Source organism: Neotamlana nanhaiensis, from assembly GCF_000943555.1.
Taxonomy (GTDB): Bacteria; Bacteroidota; Bacteroidia; order Flavobacteriales; family Flavobacteriaceae; genus Neotamlana; species Neotamlana nanhaiensis.
In genome coordinates, this window is sequence record NZ_JTDV01000001.1 from 549,618 (window position 1) to 573,527 (window position 23,910).

General features: G+C 31.6%; 20 protein-coding genes. 8 read left to right on the plus strand and 12 right to left on the minus strand.

Features of this window, described 5'->3' with window-relative positions:
* Positions 1 to 6: 6 nt before the first annotated feature.
* The 5 genes from PK35_RS02230 to PK35_RS02250 all read left to right on the plus strand — a co-directional run bounded on the left by PK35_RS02230 (position 7) and on the right by PK35_RS02250 (position 3,874).
* The gene (locus PK35_RS02230) at positions 7 to 375 is read left to right on the plus strand and encodes a rhodanese-like domain-containing protein (protein WP_238320857.1); all 369 of its coding nucleotides are present in this window, start codon (positions 7 to 9) and stop codon (positions 373 to 375) included.
* Positions 376 to 498: 123 nt separating this feature from the next.
* Positions 499 to 1,800 (plus strand): cytochrome ubiquinol oxidase subunit I, encoded by a 1,302-nt coding sequence (locus tag PK35_RS02235; RefSeq protein ID WP_044625005.1) that lies wholly within the window; start codon positions 499 to 501, stop codon positions 1,798 to 1,800.
* Positions 1,801 to 1,802: 2 nt separating this feature from the next.
* Positions 1,803 to 2,822 carry a cytochrome d ubiquinol oxidase subunit II gene (locus tag PK35_RS02240; RefSeq protein WP_044625006.1) on the plus strand — a complete coding sequence of 340 codons (1,020 nt, stop codon included), beginning with the start codon at positions 1,803 to 1,805 and terminating at the stop codon, positions 2,820 to 2,822.
* A gap of 73 nt (positions 2,823 to 2,895) precedes the next feature.
* Entirely contained in the window at positions 2,896 to 3,453 is a 558-nt protein-coding gene (locus tag PK35_RS02245; protein ID WP_044625007.1) for a YeeE/YedE family protein, read from the plus strand.
* 4 nt (positions 3,454 to 3,457) lie between these two features.
* Positions 3,458 to 3,874, plus strand: coding sequence for a DUF6691 family protein (locus PK35_RS02250; protein ID WP_044625008.1), 417 nt, complete (start codon positions 3,458 to 3,460; stop codon positions 3,872 to 3,874).
* A gap of 148 nt (positions 3,875 to 4,022) precedes the next feature.
* Here the strand turns inward: PK35_RS02250 and PK35_RS02255 are convergent, their stop codons facing one another.
* The 7 genes from PK35_RS02255 to PK35_RS02285 all read right to left on the minus strand — a co-directional run bounded on the left by PK35_RS02255 (position 4,023) and on the right by PK35_RS02285 (position 12,245).
* Entirely contained in the window at positions 4,023 to 5,171 is a 1,149-nt protein-coding gene (locus tag PK35_RS02255) for an acyltransferase family protein (protein WP_044625009.1), read from the minus strand.
* 126 nt (positions 5,172 to 5,297) lie between these two features.
* Positions 5,298 to 6,341 (minus strand): acyltransferase family protein, encoded by a 1,044-nt coding sequence (locus tag PK35_RS02260; RefSeq protein WP_044625010.1) that lies wholly within the window; start codon positions 6,339 to 6,341, stop codon positions 5,298 to 5,300.
* Between the two features lie 320 nt (positions 6,342 to 6,661).
* Complete coding sequence (locus PK35_RS02265; RefSeq protein ID WP_052825769.1) at positions 6,662 to 7,882, minus strand: DUF2264 domain-containing protein; 1,221 nt, start codon at positions 7,880 to 7,882, stop codon at positions 6,662 to 6,664.
* Between the two features lie 9 nt (positions 7,883 to 7,891).
* A complete protein-coding gene (locus PK35_RS02270; protein ID WP_044625011.1) occupies positions 7,892 to 8,704 on the minus strand; it encodes an LbetaH domain-containing protein in 813 nt (270 codons plus the stop codon).
* A gap of 60 nt (positions 8,705 to 8,764) precedes the next feature.
* Positions 8,765 to 9,676 carry a glycosyltransferase family 2 protein gene (locus tag PK35_RS17025; RefSeq protein WP_052825771.1) on the minus strand — a complete coding sequence of 304 codons (912 nt, stop codon included), beginning with the start codon at positions 9,674 to 9,676 and terminating at the stop codon, positions 8,765 to 8,767.
* Positions 9,677 to 9,709: 33 nt separating this feature from the next.
* Positions 9,710 to 10,684 carry a polysaccharide pyruvyl transferase family protein gene (locus tag PK35_RS02280; RefSeq protein ID WP_044625012.1) on the minus strand — a complete coding sequence of 325 codons (975 nt, stop codon included), beginning with the start codon at positions 10,682 to 10,684 and terminating at the stop codon, positions 9,710 to 9,712.
* A 31-nt stretch (positions 10,685 to 10,715) separates the two neighbouring features.
* The gene (locus PK35_RS02285) at positions 10,716 to 12,245 is read right to left on the minus strand and encodes an MATE family efflux transporter (protein WP_044625013.1); all 1,530 of its coding nucleotides are present in this window, start codon (positions 12,243 to 12,245) and stop codon (positions 10,716 to 10,718) included.
* Between the two features lie 632 nt (positions 12,246 to 12,877).
* Here PK35_RS02285 and PK35_RS02290 point away from each other — a divergent pair.
* Genes PK35_RS02290 through PK35_RS02300 form a run of 3 tightly spaced genes read left to right on the plus strand, consistent with a single transcriptional unit; the run spans position 12,878 to position 18,919 of the window.
* Positions 12,878 to 13,390: a T9SS type A sorting domain-containing protein gene (locus PK35_RS02290; RefSeq protein WP_044625014.1), complete on the plus strand. Its 513-nt coding sequence runs from the start codon at positions 12,878 to 12,880 to the stop codon at positions 13,388 to 13,390.
* A gap of 4 nt (positions 13,391 to 13,394) precedes the next feature.
* On the plus strand, positions 13,395 to 14,126 hold the full coding sequence (locus tag PK35_RS17030; protein WP_131474388.1) for a hypothetical protein: 732 nt from the start codon (positions 13,395 to 13,397) through the stop codon (positions 14,124 to 14,126).
* Entirely contained in the window at positions 14,123 to 18,919 is a 4,797-nt protein-coding gene (locus PK35_RS02300; RefSeq protein WP_044625015.1) for a fibronectin type III domain-containing protein, read from the plus strand. Before PK35_RS17030 ends, PK35_RS02300 begins: the two co-directional genes overlap by 4 nt.
* A 258-nt stretch (positions 18,920 to 19,177) precedes the next feature.
* On the opposite strand, the gene PK35_RS02305 is transcribed toward PK35_RS02300, so the two are convergent.
* From PK35_RS02305 to PK35_RS02325, 5 genes are all read right to left on the minus strand, one after another.
* Positions 19,178 to 20,425, minus strand: a complete 1,248-nt coding sequence (locus PK35_RS02305) for a WcaI family glycosyltransferase (protein WP_044625016.1) — start codon at positions 20,423 to 20,425, stop codon at positions 19,178 to 19,180.
* Positions 20,426 to 20,486: 61 nt separating this feature from the next.
* Positions 20,487 to 20,903, minus strand: a complete 417-nt coding sequence (locus PK35_RS02310; RefSeq protein WP_052825775.1) for a VanZ family protein — start codon at positions 20,901 to 20,903, stop codon at positions 20,487 to 20,489.
* A gap of 45 nt (positions 20,904 to 20,948) precedes the next feature.
* Positions 20,949 to 21,521, minus strand: coding sequence for a WcaF family extracellular polysaccharide biosynthesis acetyltransferase (locus PK35_RS02315; RefSeq protein WP_044625017.1), 573 nt, complete (start codon positions 21,519 to 21,521; stop codon positions 20,949 to 20,951).
* A 26-nt stretch (positions 21,522 to 21,547) separates the two neighbouring features.
* Positions 21,548 to 22,738, minus strand: coding sequence for a glycosyltransferase (locus tag PK35_RS02320; RefSeq protein WP_044625018.1), 1,191 nt, complete (start codon positions 22,736 to 22,738; stop codon positions 21,548 to 21,550).
* Positions 22,735 to 23,910 (minus strand): glycosyltransferase, encoded by a 1,176-nt coding sequence (locus tag PK35_RS02325; protein ID WP_044625019.1) that lies wholly within the window; start codon positions 23,908 to 23,910, stop codon positions 22,735 to 22,737. The genes PK35_RS02320 and PK35_RS02325 overlap by 4 nt, the downstream gene beginning before the upstream one ends.

Here is a 23,910-nt window from a genome sequence, read left to right on the forward strand (position 1 = left end):
AAAACCATGAAACATTTTATTGTAATTATGTCTATATTTTCATTTCTTTTTGGATGCTCACAACAGCCAAAATCTGTAACAGTACTTGATAAATCGGAATTTAAATCAGCTATGTCATCAAATAATGTTCAACTTGTAGATGTGCGCACCGCTGTTGAATATAAATCGGGACATATAAACAACGCCATTAATATTGATGTTTTTAATCATTCTAAGTTTATTGAAGCATTTAATAAATTAGACAAAAATAAAGCCGTTTTCGTTTATTGTCGTTCGGGAAAACGCAGTAATAAGGCCGCCAAAAAATTGGATAGTTTGGGGTTTAAAACCATTTACGATTTAAAAGGAGGCTATTTAAATTGGATTAAAAACTAATTACAGATTTTACAATATTGAAAGCTAAAAAACAGTCAAAAAAACATAGGATTTTGGCTGTTTTTTTATGCCAAAAAATGAAGCAATACGTATCTTTGTAAAACACCTAAAAAACACAATAATATGGATAATTTAGATGCAGCAAGACTGCAAATGGCGTTTACCTTAATTTTTCATATTGTTTTTGCTTGCGTAGGTATGGTTATGCCTTTTTTTATGATTGTTGCGCATAAAAAATGGCTCAATACAAGAAATCCTGTTTATTTAACTTTAACCAAATCTTGGCAGCGAGGTGTCGCTATTTTTTTTGTTACTGGCGCAGTTTCTGGCACAGCTTTATCTTTTGAACTAGGCTTACTCTGGCCTGAATTTATGAAATATGCAGGCCCCATAATAGGTATGCCGTTTTCGCTTGAAGGCGCAGCCTTTTTTATTGAAGCCATCGCACTTGGATTTTACCTGTACGGTTGGAATAAATTACCTGAAAAATTCCATTGGTTCACAGGCGTTATTATTGGAATTTCGGGAGTGGCTTCAGGAATTTTAGTGGTTGCAGCAAACGGTTGGATGAATGCGCCTTCGGGTTTCGATTATATTGATGGTAAGTTTTTAAATATCGATCCAATAAAAGCCTTTTTAAACGACGCATGGTTTACCCAAGCCTTACATATGGTTTTAGCAGCATTTACGGCTACTGGATTTGCAGTTGCTGGCATTCACGCGTTTCAAATTTATAAAAAGAGACAGGTTGAATTACATAAAAAAGCTTTTAAAATTGCGATTACATTTGCTGCTGTAGCAGCTATTTTACAACCTATAAGTGGTGATTTATCGGCTAAAGATATTGCTAAACGCCAACCAGTTAAACTCGCCGCTATGGAAGCCCATTTTGAAACAGAAAAAGGCGCACCTCTTTTTATTGGTGGTATTGTAGATGAAGAAAACCAAGAAGTATCTTATAAAATTGAAATCCCTAAAGCTTTATCTTTTCTAGCTTTTGGAGATTTTGATGCCGAAGTTAAAGGCTTAAACGAGTTCCCAAAAGAAAATCACCCCAATGTTGCTATGGTACATTACGCCTTTCAAATTATGGTTGGTATTGGTACGTTGCTCATGTTTGCAGGTATCATTTTCTTTGTGAGCTTAAAAAAGAAAGCTTGGTGGCAAAAAAACGCGTTTTGGCTGGCTTTTGTATTATTGGCTCCTTTAGGATTTATTGCCTTAGAAGCTGGTTGGATTGTTACCGAAGTGGGACGACAACCTTGGATAATTCACAACATTATGCGCACCAAAGACGCTGTTACGCCAATGCCTGGAATGATTTATAGTTTTTACACCTATGTAGTGCTATATACCATACTTACCATTGCTGTTACTTGGTTAATGCGTCGTCAAATTCAATTTTTAAACGCCACAAAATTATAATTATGCTTTACGTTGTTTTATTTTTTCTTTTCTTTTCATTATTACTCTATGTTATTTTAGCGGGAGCCGATTTTGGAGCGGGTATTGTAGAGTTGTTTTCATCGAAAGAAAGTAGAATTATTACCAAAGGTACAGTATACCGCGTTATGGGTCCCATTTGGGAAGCTAATCATATTTGGATTATTATAGTCATTGTTATTTTATGGATTGCATTTCCAGATTTTTACAATGTACTAACCGTGTATTTACACATACCTCTGACCCTTATTTTAATGGGAATAACACTTCGGGGTGTCGCTTTTGTATTTAGACATTATGATGCTTACAAAGGCCGATTGCACAAATTATATGACTGGATGTTTCGAATTTCCAGTTTGGTTACACCCATTTTTATTGGTTTAACTTTTGGTGCCATGGTTTCTGGTAAATTAATTATTACTACCAATTATGCTTCCTATAGTTTTTATGATGTGTTTATCTCCCCTTGGTGTAATACATTTTCCTTACTAATAGGATTATTTTTTATGGCTTTATGTGCATTTCTTTCGGCAATACTTTTAATTGGTGAAGCTAAAAAAGAAGATATTAATATGTACCTTAAAAAATCGATTGTAGCAACCATTTTAGTGGTTTTGTCTGGATTCTTCACATTAACTTATGGTTATTTAAATGATTTTGCTTTTGTAACCGATTTTATCGAAAACAGCTACTCAAACTACCTCATTTTATTATCTGGTATTTTAATTATTCCATTATTAATTAGCATAAAAAAAGGACACAAAATAATGAGTCGTGGTTTAGCTGGCGCTCAAGTTATTTTAATTTTAACCGCGGCGTTAATAGCCCATTTTCCGCATATTATAATTACCTCAACTTCCGAGATTGGTTTATTAGATAGTATCGCGCCAAACAGGGTAATTAATAGTTTAGGCATCGCGTTAATAATTGGTGGAACATTAATTTTACCTGGCTTGTTTCATTTATTTAAATCTTTTAAAATAATTAAGGTTTTAGACCTTTAATTTGGGGCCTGTAACAATTGTTACTAACTAGTTTCAAAAATTCCCTTTAATTTGCTAAAAAATTATAGTTAATATGAATTTTATTCTCGAACCTTGGCCATGGTATGTTTCTGGCCCATTAATAGCCATTTGTATGTTTTTACTGTTATTGGCAGGTAAAACCTTTGGAATGTCGAGCAACCTTAGAACGATGTGTTCTATTTTAGGCGCAGGCAAAAAAGTAGTTTTTTTTAATTTCGATTGGAAAGCTCAAAAATGGAATTTAACTGTAGTTTTAGGCACTATTATTGGTGGTTTTATAGCCGCTCACTTACTTTCTAACAACTTAAATGTTGCCATATCTGAACAAACCATAACCGATTTAAACCAACTCGGTTTTAATAGTGCAGGACAAGCCTATTTACCAACCGAATTATTCGACTTGTCTCAATTAACTAATTTCAAATCACTGTTAATTCTGGCTCTTGGTGGCTTGTTAGTTGGTTTTGGCACACGTTACGCTGGTGGGTGTACTTCGGGACACGCCATTACAGGATTAAGTAATTTGCAATTACCTTCATTAATTGCCGTTATTGGCTTTTTTGTTGGTGGTTTAGTTATGATTCACCTTTTGTTTCCTTTTATTTTTTAAACAGATGAAAAAGTATATTACATTTTTAGCCATTGGTATATTATTAGGAATTACACTGTTTAAATCGGAAGCAGCGTCGTGGTTTCGTATTTACGAAATGTTTAAATTTCAATCGTTCCACATGTATGGTATTATTGGTTCTGCTTTGGTTTTAGGCATTATTTTTGTTCAAATTATTAAGAGAAAAAACCTGAAATCGTTTTACAAAGAAGCCATAGTAATACCTGCAAAAAACAAAAGCTTTTACCGTTATTTTATCGGCGGAACCATTTTCGGCTTAGGTTGGGCACTTGCTGGAGCTTGTCCTGGACCAATGTATGTGCTTTTTGGCGCAGGATTTTTTAATATTTTAGTCGTTATCGTTTTTGCGCTTTTAGGCACCTATTTGTATGGCGTTTTTAAGGATAAGCTACCGCATTGATAAATGTTTAACGCTTATATTATTTCTAAATAAACCAAATAGTTTAAACCTAAACTTAATATTTAAACTAAACTTTAAAGTCCAAAACACATTTTAGGCCATTACATTTAGCCTACTTTATAAACTAAACCAACTTTTATTATAATATTTAAGCAATATTTGTAATTCTAAGTATTTCTCTTGGAATAAACCTATAAACATACTTCGATTTTAATAATTTAATTTCACCTTCTGTTAAAGGAATCGTTTTTATAGGATAAAAAAGAATACGAACATATGGTAACTTTTTTATTAAAAAGTAAACACCACAACAAATTATTATATTTAATATAAATAAAGAGGTATGTAATAAAGGGTTATAAGTTTGCATTTTAAAGAATGAATTATAAACATCAATAATAAAAATATGATACGCTAAAATGAAAAAACTAGCCCTTGAACAATACACTAAAAATGAATTTAATAATGGTATTTTTTCAAAAAAACGACAAACATAAAGCACTGAAAACACCCCTAAAATAGATAACAACAATAAGTAATGATAATTAAACTTATGATCGTATAGATTTAATTGGACTTTAACTTGTAAAGTTTCTAACAAAAACCAAGAGACAAAAAATAAAATCGGAAATAAAATCATTTTATTACTATAAAAAAACAAAGTGCCTTTTAAATAGCGTTGACTTATTTTTTTAAAACTGTAACCTAATAATAAATAGGTAAAAAATACAGGAATCTTCTCTAGGTAATAAAAACTAAAACTAATGTTACTAATTACTATTAAAACAATTAACAAAAATAGTAATAGCAGATAATTATATGGTTTATTTACATTAATCATTTCCAAGGCTCCTTTAAAAACTAGTTGCCCCCAAAATAAAGCACCAACAAACCACAGCGTATTATTAATTGGACCAAAAGTGCCTTGAGGAAAAATACTCGCCAACACATTAATATACTTCATTACACCTGGAAAGGTAACTACCTCAGCAGTTAAAACATATAATAAAATTTTTAGTACTGTTAAAGTTATAGCAAAACCAAATATAGGTTTTATTAACCCATCTATCTTATGACAAATAAATTCTTTAATACGCAGCCTGTCACTTAACAAATAGCCAGATATAAAAATAAACATTGGCATGGAAAATACCATTTTAAACTCATTAAAAAACATAAAATTAGGATATACTAGTGAGTCAATTTTAACAAAAGGATAATGAGACAGTGTCATTAAAATAATACTAAGGCCTTTCGCTATATCAAAAATTTCAATACGATTTTTAGCTTTTTCCATTGACTTGATTAAAAATTATTATTTAGATTTTTTAGTAAAATTTAAAGTCTAAATATCAAATTTTCAAAACCATATAATAGTTAACTAATTTTATTACCTAAATTAAATTATTCCGTAAGAACAGTATTACTTAATTAAGTACTCTTTGATTTTGCTTCTAAAACTTCCAATATTTTTACTAATTTCTATTTTAGAAAATGAAAGTTTCGACAAAAAGTAAGTTAAAAATAGAACCGCCAAAACAATCATAGCCTTTAAAATCACATTCTGCGCACTACCAAAAGGTATAATAAACCAGCCTAAAATTATAGTATGGATCAAATAAGTGGAATAAGAAATATCGCCTAGAACTACGCCTAAAGAACTTTTATTTAATTTTTTCCTAAACAATTCTTCATTCAAAAGAAAACTAAAAACTATCAAAACCGCACAAATCATTTTTGTTATTAAATAACCTAACTTATAGATTAAAAGGGACGTAAAAATAATTGTTAACACTAAAACACTAACAGAATAAAAGGACTTACTTAAAACCAAAAAAAAATTCGTCACCTTAATTCGAATAAATAAATAGGCCAAAGCTATTCCAGATACAAACTCCAATAACAGTAAATTGGAGGATCCAAAAATATTGTTTTTTCCAAATAACAATAGAATTAGTAAAAACAAGGAAGATATAATTAAGGCCCCTTTTTGATAAATCATAAGGGCAAATGACAGAGTGATATAAAATACCATTTCGTAAACTAAAGTCCATCCAACTGCCAAAAATGGAAAAAAGCCAAAACCACTAGGATTCGCATGAGGAATTAAAAACAACGACTTAATTAAGCTTTCAAATGTAAACGATGTACCATAAGCATTTGCTGGAAGTATAATCTTAGATATTAATAACAATGCCGTCATAACCCAATATACTGGAAATATTCTAAAACATCTATCAATTAAAAACACGATACCTCCCTGACTATTATTTTTAACCGAGTAATACATAATAAAACCGCTGAGAACAAAGAATATATCAACACCAAAATTACCAAAGTTAAAAATTGATAACAATTGAAACGGTGGATTATAATTATAATATACTTGATTTATATGATGCAACACTACTAACCAAGCAGCCATACCTCTTAAAATTTGTAAACCAATTAACTTTTCTTTTTTCATATATAAATATTTCAAATAATTTCAAGATGGAACCAATTATAAAGAAAAAGTAAATTTGACTAAAATCTAAAATAAAATTGCTTATAAGTAAATAAATGCGTTATCACGTAATTATCGTTATATAGAGCAACTTATTTTCAATTAATTAGAATGAAATACTTTTAATAAGTACTTAATCTACTATTATTTGAATAACATAAATTATTTCTAAAAAAAGACACCATAAAATGAATGTTTTTGAAAAAAAATTTAATTAAATAAAAATTTTTTAAATTTATTATATTAAACTAAACTGTTCTCAACTGTACTTTTAAATTTAGCTAATTGGTTTTGATAAAAACAGATTTAATTTTTCGAAACCAAAAGATTAATTTGTAAACATATGGTATCATATATTTTTGAGCCTTACTTATTTCTATTTGTGCATGATCTGATAAAAATACTTTTCCTGTAAAGGCTTTTACCGAAGTCCAATCTTCACCCTTATCAAGCCAAAAAGAATGATTACGAGGTAAACCTAACGGTAAAAATATGGTGGTACAGTGGTATGGACTTCCAGAAGACACATAATTTTCGGCCATTTGTTGCTGATTCCCATTAAACCCAATGGTTAAAAACCCTTTTTTATCAAAATTATTTCGGTTATGCATATGTTGTTTCAAAACGGCATTTAAAGCACCACGCACTTGGCCATTCACAAGACCTTCCGGCAACAATTGCAGTAAAGCGCCCTGTGCCAAAGCGTGAAACGTACCAAATCGGCAAATCATGGTTCTACCAAATACTGGATAAGTACCTTCTGGTGAAATTAACCGTTCTTGAATTTCTAAATAACGTTTGAATCTATTCAAATGTTTTTCTTGAAGTTTAATGGCTTTGGTTAAATTATGCTTAACCATTACGGCAAGAATATCCGTAAGCATAGGCTGAATAACGAAGCTATTATAATGATCCATCGCAAATTCTCTACCATCACCATAAAATCCATCACCTATATAGCAAGTATTTACAAAATATTCCACACCAAAATAAAGACGCTTTTTTATAAAATAATTATCGTATTCCAACAAAAATGCTTCAATAATGGCCGCAAATAACACCCAATTATTTTTAGGCGGTTTAAAGCCTCGTGTTTTTTTTATTTCAAAAAGGAGTTGCGTTTTAATTTGAGGATTTAATGCAGCCCATATTTTAGGAGCTCGTAAAAAACCCTGTGCTAAGTAAGCGGTATCTACCAAGGCTTGTGGCGCATTCCCGAAGTCAACATAATCTTTAGCTTCAGGGTCTACCAAATTGGCAATACTTTTAAAAAATAACTGCCTATAATACTCTTTTTGCTCTTGATTATCTGCAATAGCTATTTCATCTGAATTAAGCCATGGTGCCATACCACAAAACAACCTCCCAATGGCTTCAAGATATTGTACATCTTCTCGCTCTTCATTAAAAACAGGCATTTCTACTTTCAAACTATCATTAGAAGCAGCATGTAATACTGGATGTGCTATTTTTAGTAAATAATTTACCCAATTTTCGCGCATACCGAAGCTTTAAATTTGATTATCTATAATTTTTAAACTCGATTGATTGAAAACGGTTTTATTTTCTTCAATAGTAATATTACTTAACAAGGTGCCATAAGCAACTACGCATTTATTAGAAACATTGGTACCTTTTAAAACTGAAACGCCTCTACCAATCCAACAGTCGTCACCAATATTTATGGGAGCTGTTTTCGGTTTTTCATATTCCAACCCAAAACTGGGGTATTGTTCGTCTGTAATGTCTCGTCGTTTTTCGGCCTTATACAAATTATGTGTATTGGTATCCCAAAAAACACAATCGTATGAAATTTGATTATAACTCCCTATATTTATAGCCTCATCGCTTCTAATTTCGGTACGCTCATTGATGGCATTCCTATCTCCTATTTTAACCTTACCCATAAAACGTGTTTTAACCGTACACCTTAAACGATTGTAATGTCCTAAAGAAAATTCTCCGAAAATTTCTAGAGTAGGTTTCTTAGCTTCATCGGCTTTATCAAGAATATTATAACTTCCAATATCTATACACCCTTTAGTTACATTAATATCATAATCACTTATAGAACAATTATCACCAATTTTAACATCATTAAATCCCCAAGGCACCATCAGTGTTAATCCTACATTTCGAAGATTAATATTATTACCTAAAATGAGACGATCTCCTTTTTTTACATAAATATTACAATTTTTTATTTTAGTTTTTTTGCCAACTTTAAAAACCGCTCCTTTCTCTACAGTAACATTAGACCCTGTTAGTAAATAGCGCCAACGTTTTTCGAAGACAATTTTATTGAGTAACTTTTTAAACTTCATAAATAAAATCAAATCATAAAACTTAATATCTAAAAATTTTCATAAAAAAAGTACCAATCATTACCAAAACTTACTTTGAATTAACAACCAAAAAAGTAGTGTTTTAAAATTAAATCTATATTTTATGGCCTTATTTATTGAATACTTTGCTAATTTTAAATCACTTTTCCTAGATAAACGGGCAGTAGACAACCAAGCTTCAGATGTTTTCGTTAGCATGGTGTTTTTATCGATTTCACCCCAGTCCCACCCTAAAACTTCTTCTCGTATTTTAGCAGTAGTAAGAATTATAGGAATACTTTTTGTAGACAATCCATTAGGGTTTTGCCTATAATATGATGTACTATTTCCTGTATAAATAAATTTATATCCTCTAATCAAAATTCGAAAATAAAAGTTTAAATCTTCAACACAGCGAAAACTCTCATCAAAACCTCCGATGCTCTCAAATAATTCAGAAGAAAACATAGTAGCAGAAGGCTGAACCATATAGCCCTTAAAAATTGCTGTGGCAATATTCTTTGATAAATAGGGAGGATTCTTTAACTTCTTCTCTATTTCAGTATCTAAGAGATTTTTATCAATATTATCATAAAATTTTATGTTTGTACTGTATATAAAGTGATGTTCAGGGTTTTCGTTGACAGTAGTAATTAAAGTTTCTAAATGGTGCTTATGCCATAAATCATCACTATCTAATAGAGCAAACCAACTTCCTTTAGCCAATGTTGAAGCCACATTCCGGGTTGCTGGCAACCCTAAATTAACTTCATTTTTGAAATAAACTACATTTTGAGACACGGTTGCCTTAAAAGTGTCAACAATATCTTTGGTCCCATCATCTGTTCCATCTTCAACTATAATAGCCTCCCAATTGGTGTAAGACTGAATTTTTATAGAATATAGAGTTTCTTCTATAAAAGAAACGGCATTATAGGCAGGAATAAGAATACTTACTAATGGTTTATTCATAAAAAATTTATTAAAAAAACAACAAAACTTCTTCTAATTACTTATCATTTCAATTGAGTCTAAATTATATAACCAACTTTTGTAATAATTACTATTTTTACCGTATGAATTATCTAAAAATGTAATTTTTTTATCCAATAATATAGATAGTATTGCTGCATGTAACCTTGTCGAATAAATGTGCTCATAAGTACTTATAAATTCAATTCCTAATTTTAATATTTTTGGAAAAAACACATTTAGTATATACAAATCCATTATTTTACAAATAATTTTATTCATAAATTCAATATTTGAAACTTTATTTTTTAAATTCAATAAACGTAAAAAATTTCTATATTCCTTTAATTCAACTTCATAAGTTGGCCAATCTTGAGCATCATGACTCTCTGACAATTTAAAATAATTACTGAACTCTATATCTCTAAACTCCTTATCAGAACGCTTAAAATACAAATATTTTTTTGTTTCTGTTAACTTGTATTTTTCAATGAAGGATAAGTCTATACAAAAAGCCATATCTGGCAATAAGAGGTGTTTGTTTTGCTCAAAATTATCTCTAAGTATATTAAGGGACCTATGGTCTCTGGCACAAATAGTTAAATTTTTGTGATTAGCAAGTGTTTGGCTATGGCTCTCCAACTTACTTTTATCTTTGTAATATATTGTTTGCGGTAAAATTATTATAGGATTATTTGGAAACTCTTTAATTATTTTAAGCCTAAAGTTGTTATGAATTTCATATAAATCCCCAAAATTCCCCCCACCATGAAGAAGAATAATAACACTTTCATTGATTTTTGGAGTTATATAATTTTCGCAAGATGCTTTATAAAGACATTTATGAGGTATCGTTTGTAAAAAGGTTTCTGTACCCTTCCAAATTAATGTATCTCCAATATTATTATGGTATGGTAAATCTAAATACACATAGTCATTATTAATAATTGGAGTTAAGACATCGGTAATAATTTTTTTTAATTCTTTTACTTTTGTTTCTGAATTCATATTATTTGTAATGTTTATTAACGCTATATTGTTAAGATTTGAATCGTAATTTTGATTTAATCATAGATATTATAAAAATTCGTTCTGTAACTGTTAGACCTAATTTATAAATACTATACACACAAGATAGTGCCGATATAACACCTAATACAAAAAATCGTTTAAAGCCCTCTTCCATAAAAACAAAAACAATTGTTGGTAATATGAAAGCCACAAAAGTAACTATCGTGATTTTAAATATTACTTGATTTACAAATTGTTTAAAGTTTAGCTTAACCATATCACGCAACATATATGCACTTGCAAAAACTGCAATTATAATAACAACAAGCATTACATAAGATGTTGTTTCAGGGATACCCCCTAATTTTAAAATAACATAGCTCACAGGAGTAACCAACAATAAAATGGGTATGACAACGAACTGATATTTTTTAAGATCACCATTTGCTTGAGCAGAAACAATTAACGGGTTACGGACTGCCATAAACATTGATATAAACAAACCTAAACGCAAAAAATGCACCGAATGCTCAGGCACTTCTTTTAACCAAATACTTAATAATATATTTGCTTCAAAAAATAAAGGCACCACAAAAATAAGCATTAAAAAATAAGAAAATTTAGCAGACCGGAACACTAAATTATGCATATCAATATAATTTTCTCTAGCATAATTTTTAGTGATTTGGGGATTCATTGCTGTTTGAAAATTCCCACTAAACTGATTAATAATATTTCCAGCTTGATTAGCTATAGAGGCAGCTGCATTCATTGTTGGACCAAAAAACAAATTAATTAATAAGGTAATTCCTTGAGTATACCCTAAATATGCCAAATTACCCGACATAGACCAAAATGCTAAGCTCCACATTTGTTTTAAGATTTCTTTATCCCAACCGAGTTTAAACCGAGCTTCTTCAAACTTCTTGAAACAATAAATTTGCTTTATTATAAAATTAATTAAATAAGTTATTAACAGTAGTATCGAGTACACTATTAATTTATCTTTGTTAGTTACATACAGTGCATAACAAATAACTAATTTCATAACGACATCAATGATTGAAAATGCGGCAAAAGCACCCATTTTTTCATGCGCCATTATAGCTCCAGTAAAAGGAACATTTAAAATTCCTAATGTAGCTGTTATAACTGAAATTTGAAACACCCAGAAGCTAGCATTCATACGCTCTTCTGGGATCACGGCATAATTATACAAATACCACAACCCAACAGTTTCTAAACCTATAAAAATTAAAACACCAATAATTAATTGAGCTGTTAATCCTATTGAAAACACTTTTTTAAGAAAACTTAAATTACCCTTACCCAATGCGATAGTTATCCAGCGTTGCGTAGCCCCAGCCATAGAACCATTAATAAAAGCCAAAGTAGATACTATACCGCCTACCACATTGTAAATTCCATAATCAACAAAACCAAGTGCATCTAATACAATCCTTGAGGTAAAAAAACCAACTCCCATAGTAAAAAACATACGTATGTATAACAACATAGTATTTTTTGCTATGCGCTTATTATCATCAGATACTGACATAAATTAAAATTTCATTAAAACAAATTAATTGCATTGCAAAATACTTGGTTTTATTTGTATTAGAAAATAAAACAACCATCCCTTATACTTTTTTTTATTATCTGTAATTTATCTATTAATAACTCATTAATAACATATTAAATGCGATATTTTTTTAGTTAATTGTTTAAAAATTCAAGCTTTAACTTAAAACGCTCATTAGCAATTAAGAACATCGCTATTATCACTTTTCAGTCAATTCAACTTATTAAACCAACAAAATATTATCATGTTTTCAATAAAACTATCTTTTAAATACGTAAAAACACGATAAAAAACGCGATCGTTATAAACTACATAAAAATTCAAATTGTGGAAATTTAACTATCAAACGATAATTGATTTGCATAAAAATATACCTATTTTAGCGGCATTAAAAATCTCGTTTTTAACTATTTAAAGTTTTTTTTAAGCCTAAACATCCAAACACTAATTTATATCGTAGTTAAATTGTTGTTAAAAAAAGCAGACCAAAAACGTTTAACTAAATAAAACTTAATGCATTTCATCGAAAAAACCAATTATCTTGTCGATTTTATTTTTTTTATCCATAGTATTGCATTGCGATTTTATCATTTAACCCCAAAGTGTCTGTGAAAAATTCCTACTTAAACTCCAAAGCACGATATTTATTAAAACTTTTTGTTTTTATTTCGTGTTATAGCTATTCCCAAGACGGCTTACTCAGTATAAATGCTGCAGGGCATAGTGTAGACAATAACTCTGGCTCTATATCTTTTTCTATAGGTCAAGTATTTTATGCTTCAACAAGTAATTCAAACTTTAACTTAAACGAAGGTGTTCAACAAATGCTAGTACCTATAAATACTAGTAATGAAGATAATAATTCGGAAAAAGTTGCTATTGATATGGTAATATACCCTAACCCAACCACCGATTTTGTTACTTTAAAAGCTGCAGGGTTAAATTTCAGCAAGTTAAATGCTTATCGTATCTTTAACTATCAAGGCAAACTTATTCAAGAAAGCCCAATAAAACTTAATGAAACTAAAATTGATTTAAATTATGTGACTTCTGGCCTATACTTAATTCAAGTATTTGTTGATGATCAACTATGGAACACATTTAAAATAGTAAAACAATAATACCATGAAATATACACTTACTTTACTCATGCTCCTGTTATTAACAGGTTCGGTTTTTGCACAAACTCCTGAAAAAATGAGCTACCAAGCTATTATTAGAGCAAGTGATAACACGGTAGTTACCGACTCTAATGTTAGTTTAAAAATTATTATTCGTCAAGACGAAAGCACTGGCGATATTGTATTTGAAGAAAACCATAGTACCACAACTAATGCCAACGGTTTAGTTTCTATTGAAATAGGGACAGGATCTGCCATAACAGGACGTTTTAGCGATATACCTTGGGCTAATGGCGTATTTTTTGTTGAAACTCAAGTAGATGCCACAGGAGGATCAAATTATAACTTAACTGGTGTTACACAACTTTTAAGTGTACCATTTGCTTTACACGCTAAAACAGCCGATAATTTTACAGGAACCATTTCCGCGCCAAGAGCGGCTATAATTAGCTTAACAGAGTCTCGAGATCTTTCGGTTGCCGAAGTTAATAACACAATTGCTTGTACACGAGATGCCACATTAAATTTAACCGCCAATTTTAACGCTATGGAAATTGGTGACACCATAAACCTAGAAACTCACAACGGTGCTACGCTTACCGTTACAGCAGCATCTGATGTTTCTTTAAATTACACTGTAGAAGGAACTGCCCAATTTATTAGTGAATTAGGAAATGTTCGTTTTGGAATGATTAGAAAATCTGGTGATAATGCCTACATAATCTCAGGACAATGAAAAATTATTTAATAATATTATTACTTTTCAGTGCATCGGTAGTTAGTTCGCAAAACTATTTTTATGCTATCGATAAGGCTAAAGAAAAAGCCGACACCGAAGCTCCTACCATGCCTTTTAATCTCTCGGCAACAAACATTACCGAGACTTCGGCAGATTTAAGATGGACGAACGCAACAGATAATATTGCTGTTGTAGGTTATAATATTTATAATAATTTATCATTAATTCAAGTTGTTGATAATCAAACAACATTTACACTTACTGGTTTAACTGAAGGAACCACATACAATATAATTGTTAGGGCCTTTGATGCCGCTGGAAACGAATCTGAAGACAGTAATATCGAAAGCTTTATTACTTTAGATAGTACTACACCATCTACACCAACAAATTTAACCGTTTCAAATATCACTGAAACTACGGCCGATTTAAATTGGACTGCTGCAACCGATAACATTGCTGTAACTGGTTACAAATTATACCTAAACGGCGTTTTAAGAGAAACGTTAAACAATATCACGTCATACACCTTAACTAATTTAACTGCTGCATCAAATTACAGCGTTTACATTACCGCTATTGACGCTTTTAACAACGAATCAACAGCAAGTAATACCGTTACTTTTTCTACTGTTGATACTACGCCTCCAACTTCACCTATAAATTTAGTTGCCAATACCATTTCCGAAACTACAGCTACATTAAGTTGGACCGCTTCTAGCGACAATGTAGGTGTAACAGGCTACAACGTATACAATAACAACACTCTAGTTGCTACATTAGGCACAGTATTAACTTATAATTTAACTAATTTAACTACTAATGCAACTTACAACTTTACGGTTACAGCCTTCGATGCTGCTGGAAACGAATCGGGTAATAGTAATTCTGTTTCATTTACAACCATAGATAGTACGCCTCCCGCAGCCCCTATTAATCTGGTGGCTTCTAATATCACGGAAACCTCGGCTGACTTAAATTGGACCGCTTCGACTGATAATGTTGCTGTTGTTGGTTATAATCTATATGTAAATAATGCTTTTATAGAAACCCTGAGCAATACTAATTCTTATATTTTAAATGATTTAACAACTGCAACAACTTACAGTGTAAATATTACTGCTATTGATGCCTCAGGAAACGAGTCAAACTCAAGTAATACCGAAACCTTTACAACCACTGATATTACCCCACCTACATCTCCTATAAACTTAACAGTTAGCAATATTACTGAAACCACTTCCTATTTAAATTGGGATAATGCTACAGATAATGTTGCGGTAACTGGATATAACATTTACAATAATACAACCTTACTAGCTACCACAGGAACAACATCAAATTACAATTTAACCGGCTTAAGTCCAGATACCAATTACAATATATCAGTTACTGCTTTTGATGCTGCCGGTAACGAATCTGCAACAAGTAACACGAGCGCCTTTAAAACGCAAGCAGTTGTAACAACAGATACCGAATCACCTACTACCCCTTTAGACTTAGTAGTAACAAATATTACTGAAACAACAGCTGAATTAACTTGGACGGCTTCGTCTGATAATATTGCTGTTGCAGGTTATTCTATATACCAGGGGAATTCATTAATCCAATCTGTAAGCAACGTTACCAATTACACCCTTATTAATTTAACTGAAAATACGAATTATCAAATAAGCTTAGTGGCCTTCGATAATTCCGGAAACCGTTCCCAAAATAGTAATGAGGTGTCATTTACCACATTATTTACCGAAGTTAATTTTACTTTAGAACATATAAATGCGGGCAACAATTCAGTAGTCGCAAATATATCAAATGGGTATAGTGCAAATGAGGACGTTTTTAGAGATTTTAATGTCAATGCTATTCCGTCGCGTACAGCAGCTAGTGTAAGTTTTAACTTAACTGGGCCAGTTACAACTAACAGATCGGAAAACTCGGCACCTTTTTCATTGTTTGGAGACAACGGCACCGAATTCAATGCTGGTAATCATTTACCTGAAGGCAGTTATACGTTAACAGTTCGTGCATGGTCTTCAACCTTCGGTTCTGGAACAATAATTGGAGAAACAACCGTTAGTTTTACTGTTTTAGCTCCAACTCCAGATACCGAATCACCTACTGAACCTACCGATTTAATAGTAGATAATATTACAGAAACCACGGCCGATTTAACATGGACAGCTTCTAGTGATAATATTGCAATCGCAGGATATTATATTTATAATGGTGTTACTTTAATTGCAACTACCGAAGCCGTTACAAGTTATACGTTAACAAATTTAAATCCAAGTACAGAGTATAATGTATTTGTAAGAGCATTTGATGATGCAGCAAACGAATCGGGCGATAGTAATGTTGTAAATTTCACAACAGATACACCACCAGATAATGAAGCTCCAACCGCTCCTCTAAATTTAGTGGCCAGTAACATAACGTTTAATAGCGCAACACTAACATGGAACTCATCTACCGATAATATTGCTGTTACTGATTATCGTATTTACAGTAGTGATACTTTATTGATAAATAGCACCGCTAACGACACAATATACTACCTAAATAATTTACTACCTGAAACAGATTATAGCTTAACTGTACGTGCCATCGATGCTGCAAATAATGAATCATCTGACAGTAATATTGTAACCTTTACAACTCTAGATGAAGGTCCTAATTTAACAAACGAAGACGAATACTTTGACTGCTATTTACTACCCATAGAACGTAAAAATGAGCTACAAGAAGCACTTGACACCTATGGTTGTGTGAGACTAGAAGCAGGCGACTATGGTTGGGGTAGTAATGCTAATGCTATAACCTTAACAAGCAATCAAAAATTATTTGGTCATCCTTCAATTTCTAAAGTTCCAAATATAACCATTGCAGCAGGTAGTACAGGTGTTGAAATTAGCTCGGTAAGTTGTGGCTATTCAGGAACTAACGGTATTACTTTTGAAGCTGGTACACCTATAACCAATTGTAAACTTAGCATTATAGATTTTACACCTGTACGAGCCACAGGTGCACAAATAGAAAATTGTGAGTTTATAGGTTTTAGAAATTCTCAAATTATTTGGGATATGAGTGCTTCGGGGTATTTTAGAAACAATAAATTTATAAAGCATACCCTTCAAAACAATACCGCTTATCAGTATGCTCAACATTATATGTTAGGTAACGATGTCAACCCAAGCTTTGGTAATACTATTTGTTGGGTAAATTATTTAACAGCAAGCTCAACTGGTGCGTATATTGATAATGTAGATGACATGACTTTTGTAGGTATAGATATGGAATCTTGGAATTGGGATAACAACGATATAGATTTAGCGAACCTACATATTTTAAATGCAGGCAATATAAGGATTCACGGATTTCAAGGTGCAGCTATAAATCAAACTTATAATTTACCTGCCTTTCATATTGAATCGGAGAACACTATGATTTCTTCTTCTGTAGCATCTATAAACCCAAATAATATAATTGAAGGTAATTCTATTGCAACAGGAGGAAAAGATTTTGCTAAAACATTAGGCGAAGATTTAAGATTACTTCATGATAACCAATTAGCTCAACTTAATAATGTAGATGTAACTACACCAATAACAAACCAAGCTACAATAGATAGTTTACACAAAGTACTTTTAATGCCACAGCGTACCCCATGGGCAAAACCAACACTAACAACGTTACCAGACCCATTAGGTACTAATTGGGCAAATGAAAGAAATGGTAAACCAGATAGCCATGCTTATATTCAAAATTTGGTAGATACACAAGGTATAGCAAACTTGCCTGAAGGTATTTACTATATAAGTGAGCCTATTGTAATGCCAATGAATTATGGCTTGGTAGGAGAAGGCACAGGTAAAACAGTTATTGTTGGATTAACTGACGATTTTCCATTAATAAAAATGAGCCACGATGTTATGGAATTAGGCTCAAAAACAGGCGCGTGTACGTTTAGTAACATGACATTACAAGGTGGTAAATACGGTATTCAATTAACAAGTAATGTCGATTCTAACGCTGCGGAATTTCCAGGAAGTGCATATTATTCAGATTGTAGTATTAGAAATATTATTTTTAGAGATAATGAAGAGGGCATTAATCTATACAACACTTATGGTTTAGATAATAATCATTTCGAGAATTTATATTTTGTGAATAACGCTATAGGGTTTCATCAAGAACCATTATCAGAAACCGACCCAACACTAACTACATGGTCATCAACCGCATCAAATTTTGTAGACAAAACATTTTTTTACAATTGTCAATTTATTAATGTAACTAAAGCTATTTATTTGAATGCAGATATAAGGCCTAATAACTTAAACGCCTTTGTTAATTGTCTATTTGATGGTAGCGAGGTTGTATGCCATGTTAATAAGCAAAACACTGGGCAAATGGTTAACTCTATTATTAGAAATACAAGTGGCACAGAACCATTAACAAAAGGTTCAACTAGTCTGTCTTATATAGCTTGTCTTTTTGAAAATAATAGTGTGCCTTATTATTTTGGTTCAAACGCTGGCTTATATGATAGTGATTTACTAGATGAAATACCTTTATTTTCTGGTGCAGGAGCAAATCAATTATATGCAACAAATTCTACTATATTAGGTACAGTACCAAACAAAGATGGTTTAGCGATGATAATAAATACAAGTATGCCTAACGAGCCAACTTTTAATAAAATGATAGTGGTTAAAGGCTACCTAACCGACACCATAACAGTACTTGACGAAGCACCAAACCCTTACCCTCAATTATTAGTAACACATTAGTTTTTCAAATATAATAAGGTTTAATTTGCAGAAATCCCCTCCTTCTTTTGGTAGATTGAGTCCAATCTAGAAACTATTGAAAAAACGTTATGATCTATATCTAGATTCTTATCAAGAAAATACCCTGTACTTAAATTATTGTGTATTTCATTTACTAAACTAATAGACCAAATAAGCAACTTTTTTCAATGATCTGTTAAACGGATTAAGACAAGTAGATTTAACCAAATCAATCTGATTCTTTTACAACCAACATAACTATAACATCGCCTCTTGAAAATTCGTCATGATAGTATCAATGTCTAGATAATTTTCAGCATATTTTCTTGCATTTTGTCTAGTTTCATTATGGTTATCCCTACGTAATGCCGATTCAATACCCTTATTTAAAGCCTCTTGATTTTCTGCCTTTACTAAAACACCCATTTGGTATTTTTCAACTAAACTATACAATCCTGAATCTGGATTTGCTGTAATAAGGGCTAAACCGCCTACCGACAATATTGTCGTTAATTTAGAAGGCATAACTAAATCGCTGGCTTTAGCTTTTTGTATTACTAAATGTACATCAGCCATATTTAAAAACTGATTAAATTTTTCCATGGGTTGTAGAGGAAAAAAAAGTATATTTTCAAGGCCTAAACTCTGAACGAGTTGTTGCAATTTTTCTTTATATGGGCCAGTACCACAAATAATAAACTTTACCGTTGGATTCATTTTAAAATTATCAGCCGCATATACAATTGCTTCTAAACCTTGCTTTTCCCCAATAGCGCCAGAATATAATACAATTTGATCCGTAGTTTTAAAACCAAATATTTGTTTTAGTTGATTTCTATCTTTATGTGGTTTAAAAAATTTTGTATCGGACCAATTAGGAAATAAATACACATCTTTTGATGCCTTCTCTGAAATTTTTGCAATCATTTTTTCAGATATACTGCTAATAACATCTGTGTTTTTAAAAATAAATTGTTCAGTTTTATATAATGCTCTTATTACTTTTTCCGAAGAAATCATATTTAAATCTTGAGCCGCCTCAATTTGCATATCTTGAATATGATAAACAGATTTTGCTCCAGTAAATATTTTATAAATATAGCCCAACAAGCCGAATTGAAACGACGGTACAACTGTAATAACAGTGTCACACTTCTTTTTTAACAAGATAAATTTAAGTAATTGTAAAAAAGCTGAAGTCATAAAAGACAAATCTAAAAGCATCCTTTTTTTACCTGTTGGCACAGTAGGAACATACATAGGGCACCGATAAGTTGTAATAGTACCATTAGCCTCGTGTACCTCCTTAAATTCCTTAGTAAACCAAAACCGTTTCTTGTTATATGGCTTCTGTACTTTCCAATAGGGATAATATGGATAAGTCGTTATTACGTAACAATCATGCCCTTGATTTGCGAGCCAATCAATCATCTCTCCACTATATTTTCCTATTCCCGTTGGCTCAGGTGTAAAATTATATCCAATAAGTAAAACTCGTTTTTTCATATTATATTTACAGCTATGTTTCTTTAAAATAAGAAGATATATCTCTAGGGTCAAAAATTATTTAGCACTTTTTTTTCTTTCGCCATATATAACATTTAACCTGCTTTAGAAAAAAAATTATTTGTAATCCAAGTGCGGCTCCAGCCGATCCCCAAAAAATATCTCTAAAATCAAATCGACGCAACGGTCTGAAATATTGACCTATTTCTGCTAATATCACCAAGAGCGTTAATAAACCCCATGCCATATACCACCATAAAATAGTTTTTTTTTCAAAATTAAGATAAACTCCTACCAAGACACCTAATACGACTAATGGTATGGAAGTACGAAAAGCACTAAAACGATAACTATCTACCCAACTTGAAATCCAAGAAGGCATGAATGCCATCTTCCCAATTGCTGGACTACTTACCCAACTCAAATACAGTACAGCTAACGTACCTACTAAAAGAAGTATATAAAAATAAATGCGCATATTTTCTTATAAAAAATAAATTAATTAAATCGAGAAACAAAACAATTAATCTTTCCAACGTTGTTTCTCGAAGGCCTCCGAACTAATATGACAAACTAAGTAGGGGTCAACATTTTTAGTAACAGTTGAGCCAACAGTAATAACAGTATCGCAACCTATAATTACATTTGGCCCTACAAAAACATTTGCCCCAACCCAACAGCCTTCTTTTAAATGAATAGGGCCATTTCTATATGGCATACAAGGATCGGAATAATCATGATTTCCTCCACACAAAAATGCTCTTTGAGAAATACATACATTATTTTCTATAACAATTTCCTCGAAATTAAGAATAAACACCTCTTCACCTATCCAAACATTATCACCGATTGATAATTTCCAAGGGAAATGGATGTTTACTCTAGGTTTTATTACTACCCCTTTACCTACCTTGGCTCCGAAACATTTCAATAGCACTATTTTTAATCTTTTTGGATAAGGAAAAGCTGATAAAAAAAACACAACTTTAATCAAATACCATAAAATTTCTTTAAGCTTACTTGAACCTCTATCTAAACCCTTTGAACTATCAAAACGCCCCAATGTGACTCTACTTTTATGTACTCCTTTTTGCATTTAGTAATACTTTACAAAACTCTTAATTAATTAGTTACAGCTATTAACATTTTTTTTGCAGCAGGTTCAACAGCAAAATAAGTTTCAAAACATTGTCGAGCATTCATACTTAATTCCTCCTTTTCAAAACTAGTACTGTTTAAAAATTGTTTTAAAATTTTATAAGTTCCTTCAACGGTATCAGCATTAACCACACCTCCTTTTGACGTTTCAATTTCTGTCCATATATTTACTTGATTTGAAATAAGTACGGGTTTATTACATGCCAAAGCTTCTACTACAGCAATTCCAAAATTTTCTTGATGACTTGGTAAAATAAATGCTTCGCAACCGTAAAAACTTCCCCATTTGGCATTATCTTTTAACATCCCAGGAAAATGCACATGGTGTCTTAAAAAATTACTTTTTTCGACTAAGTTAAGTATACTTTTACCATAAGCTGTTTCAATTCCTGGTCCTGCTATTACCAATTTTGGAATTTCGTTATTTTTATTCTCACTTTTTTCATTACACTGAGCGTATTGTTCATATGCACGTAATAACAAATCAACCCCCTTCTTTTCATGAATACGACTTAAAAATAAAATATAATTATGGTCTTTAACTTCAGGACATCTCTTATAAAATGCTTCAAACATTATAGGCTTTAATTCTGGAGGTAATTCTACCCCTAAACCTACAACAAATTCTTGTAAGGGTTTATACGGCTTAAAAGGTTTATGTGCTAGTTTACGTTCTTCTTCACAGGTAAACAACAAACCATAAGCATTATTTACAACATGTCTTTCAAAAAATTTCCAATATAAAATATTTCGAATCGCTTTTAACTTTCGTCCAGCAGCCCTTTGAAAATAAGGATCTAACATCCCGTGAGGCATAACAAATATTTTAGGTTTATTTTTTAAGTTTTTACAAACCTTATTGACCACGTATGAATGATATTGCCATAAACCATGAATAATAATGACATTAAAATTTTTAACATTTTCAATCAACCATGGTTTTAGGTTTTTACTATAACTCCATGGGTTATGCGCAGGCCCTAAGGCATAAATAGTTAAAGGATCATTTTCTAAAAACAAATCTTTCGGGTCATCTAAACTTACAACTTGGTTTACTACTTCAAAATCACTTAAGCCCTTTACAATTGTTCTAACCGCTTGACAAACACCCCCATATTCGGGATCCATTCTATCTATTACATGTAATACTTTCATCTTTTCTTGAAGTGTTCAAATATTTCTATATATTGCCTCTCTATAGCGTCAAGAGCTTTATCCTGATTAAATCGTTCCGCATTTTCAATACCTTTACGTTCTATAGTCATTAATTCCCTGGAAGACAAGCTTATTACTTTATTTACTACAGCTGCAGCTTCTGAACTCCAGACATCAATTTCATCAGATTGAATTGGTTTTAAAGGTATATAAAATGCTGCATTTCCTCCTACTTCGCTCATTGGAGCCTCATTAGTAGTTACTACTGGACAACCTGAAGCCATAGCCTCCGCAATTGGCCAACCAAAACCTTCTGCCAACGATGGGAACAAGAATAAAGACGCTCCAGCATATGCTTTCTTTACCATAGAATCTGGCATTCCAGATAAATAATGTATATCCTTTTTATATGGTGAAGCTTCAACGGCCTTTGCTAAATCTATATCAGGTTTTTGCCCTATTAAAATTAAGGGAAGACTAGATGATGCAATATTTCTCCATGCATCATAAATTTCTATCAATCCAACTCTATTTTTATACCATTGGTTCCCCCCAACATGCAATATATATCCTGCGTTAAGATTAATATTAATATCCTTAGATAATTGCTCCCTTACATCCTTCTTGTTTTGAGGTACAAACACTTGATTTAAACCGTTATAAACGAATGTTGAGGATTGCGGTTTACTAGATAAAAACTGATGTAAATCTTCTTTTGTTTTTTTTGAAACCGAGATAAAGTTCTTACCATTAGAATAACCATCACGGATATATTTTTGATATTGTTTTCCTGTCCAACTGGTAGGATTTTGTGGAATTTGATTCAACGCAGATTTTTGCGCTAAAAAGTCATGACAATGAATAACATGAGGTTTGTTAATCACTAAAGGAACCCAGGGTCCTAAGGCATGATCTGTAAAAACAAAAAGTGTATCGTCTGATAATAATTTCAATTTACGTTTAACACTTTTAGGAAAAAAGAAAAACTGGTCTATGTATCCAAACCATTTCTTTAATATTGGACTTTTCGATAATTTAATAGCCTTTGCTTCAGGCATCCATATTGTAATTTTATGTCCCCTGGCTTTCATACCATCGGCTAACAACTTGGTAAAACGAGGCATACTTTGATGGTTTAAAAAATCGGGATGAGCGAAAAAAACAATATTCAT

Bases quoted from the DNA above. Each gene is read 5' to 3' on its own strand.
- PK35_RS02310 (WP_052825775.1), bottom strand. From the start codon at position 20,903: ATGCGCATTTATTTTTATATACTTCTTTTAGTAGGTACGTTAGCTGTA.
- PK35_RS02255 (WP_044625009.1), bottom strand. From the start codon at position 5,171: ATGGAAAAAGCTAAAAATCGTATTGAAATTTTTGATATAGCGAAAGGC.
- PK35_RS02280 (WP_044625012.1), bottom strand. From the start codon at position 10,684: ATGAATTCAGAAACAAAAGTAAAAGAATTAAAAAAAATTATTACCGAT.
- PK35_RS02315 (WP_044625017.1), bottom strand. From the start codon at position 21,521: ATGCAAAAAGGAGTACATAAAAGTAGAGTCACATTGGGGCGTTTTGAT.
- PK35_RS02305 (WP_044625016.1), bottom strand. From the start codon at position 20,425: ATGAAAAAACGAGTTTTACTTATTGGATATAATTTTACACCTGAGCCA.
- PK35_RS02250 (WP_044625008.1), top strand. From the start codon at position 3,458: ATGAAAAAGTATATTACATTTTTAGCCATTGGTATATTATTAGGAATT.
- PK35_RS02230 (WP_238320857.1), top strand. From the start codon at position 7: ATGAAACATTTTATTGTAATTATGTCTATATTTTCATTTCTTTTTGGA.
- PK35_RS02300 (WP_044625015.1), top strand. From the start codon at position 14,123: ATGAAAAATTATTTAATAATATTATTACTTTTCAGTGCATCGGTAGTT.
- PK35_RS02285 (WP_044625013.1), bottom strand. From the start codon at position 12,245: ATGTCAGTATCTGATGATAATAAGCGCATAGCAAAAAATACTATGTTG.
- PK35_RS02320 (WP_044625018.1), bottom strand. From the start codon at position 22,738: ATGAAAGTATTACATGTAATAGATAGAATGGATCCCGAATATGGGGGT.
- PK35_RS02325 (WP_044625019.1), bottom strand. From the start codon at position 23,910: ATGAATATTGTTTTTTTCGCTCATCCCGATTTTTTAAACCATCAAAGT.
- PK35_RS02265 (WP_052825769.1), bottom strand. From the start codon at position 7,882: ATGCGCGAAAATTGGGTAAATTATTTACTAAAAATAGCACATCCAGTA.
- PK35_RS02260 (WP_044625010.1), bottom strand. From the start codon at position 6,341: ATGAAAAAAGAAAAGTTAATTGGTTTACAAATTTTAAGAGGTATGGCT.
- PK35_RS02270 (WP_044625011.1), bottom strand. From the start codon at position 8,704: ATGAAGTTTAAAAAGTTACTCAATAAAATTGTCTTCGAAAAACGTTGG.
- PK35_RS17030 (WP_131474388.1), top strand. From the start codon at position 13,395: ATGAAATATACACTTACTTTACTCATGCTCCTGTTATTAACAGGTTCG.
- PK35_RS17025 (WP_052825771.1), bottom strand. From the start codon at position 9,676: ATGAATAAACCATTAGTAAGTATTCTTATTCCTGCCTATAATGCCGTT.
- PK35_RS02235 (WP_044625005.1), top strand. From the start codon at position 499: ATGGATAATTTAGATGCAGCAAGACTGCAAATGGCGTTTACCTTAATT.
- PK35_RS02240 (WP_044625006.1), top strand. From the start codon at position 1,803: ATGCTTTACGTTGTTTTATTTTTTCTTTTCTTTTCATTATTACTCTAT.
- PK35_RS02245 (WP_044625007.1), top strand. From the start codon at position 2,896: ATGAATTTTATTCTCGAACCTTGGCCATGGTATGTTTCTGGCCCATTA.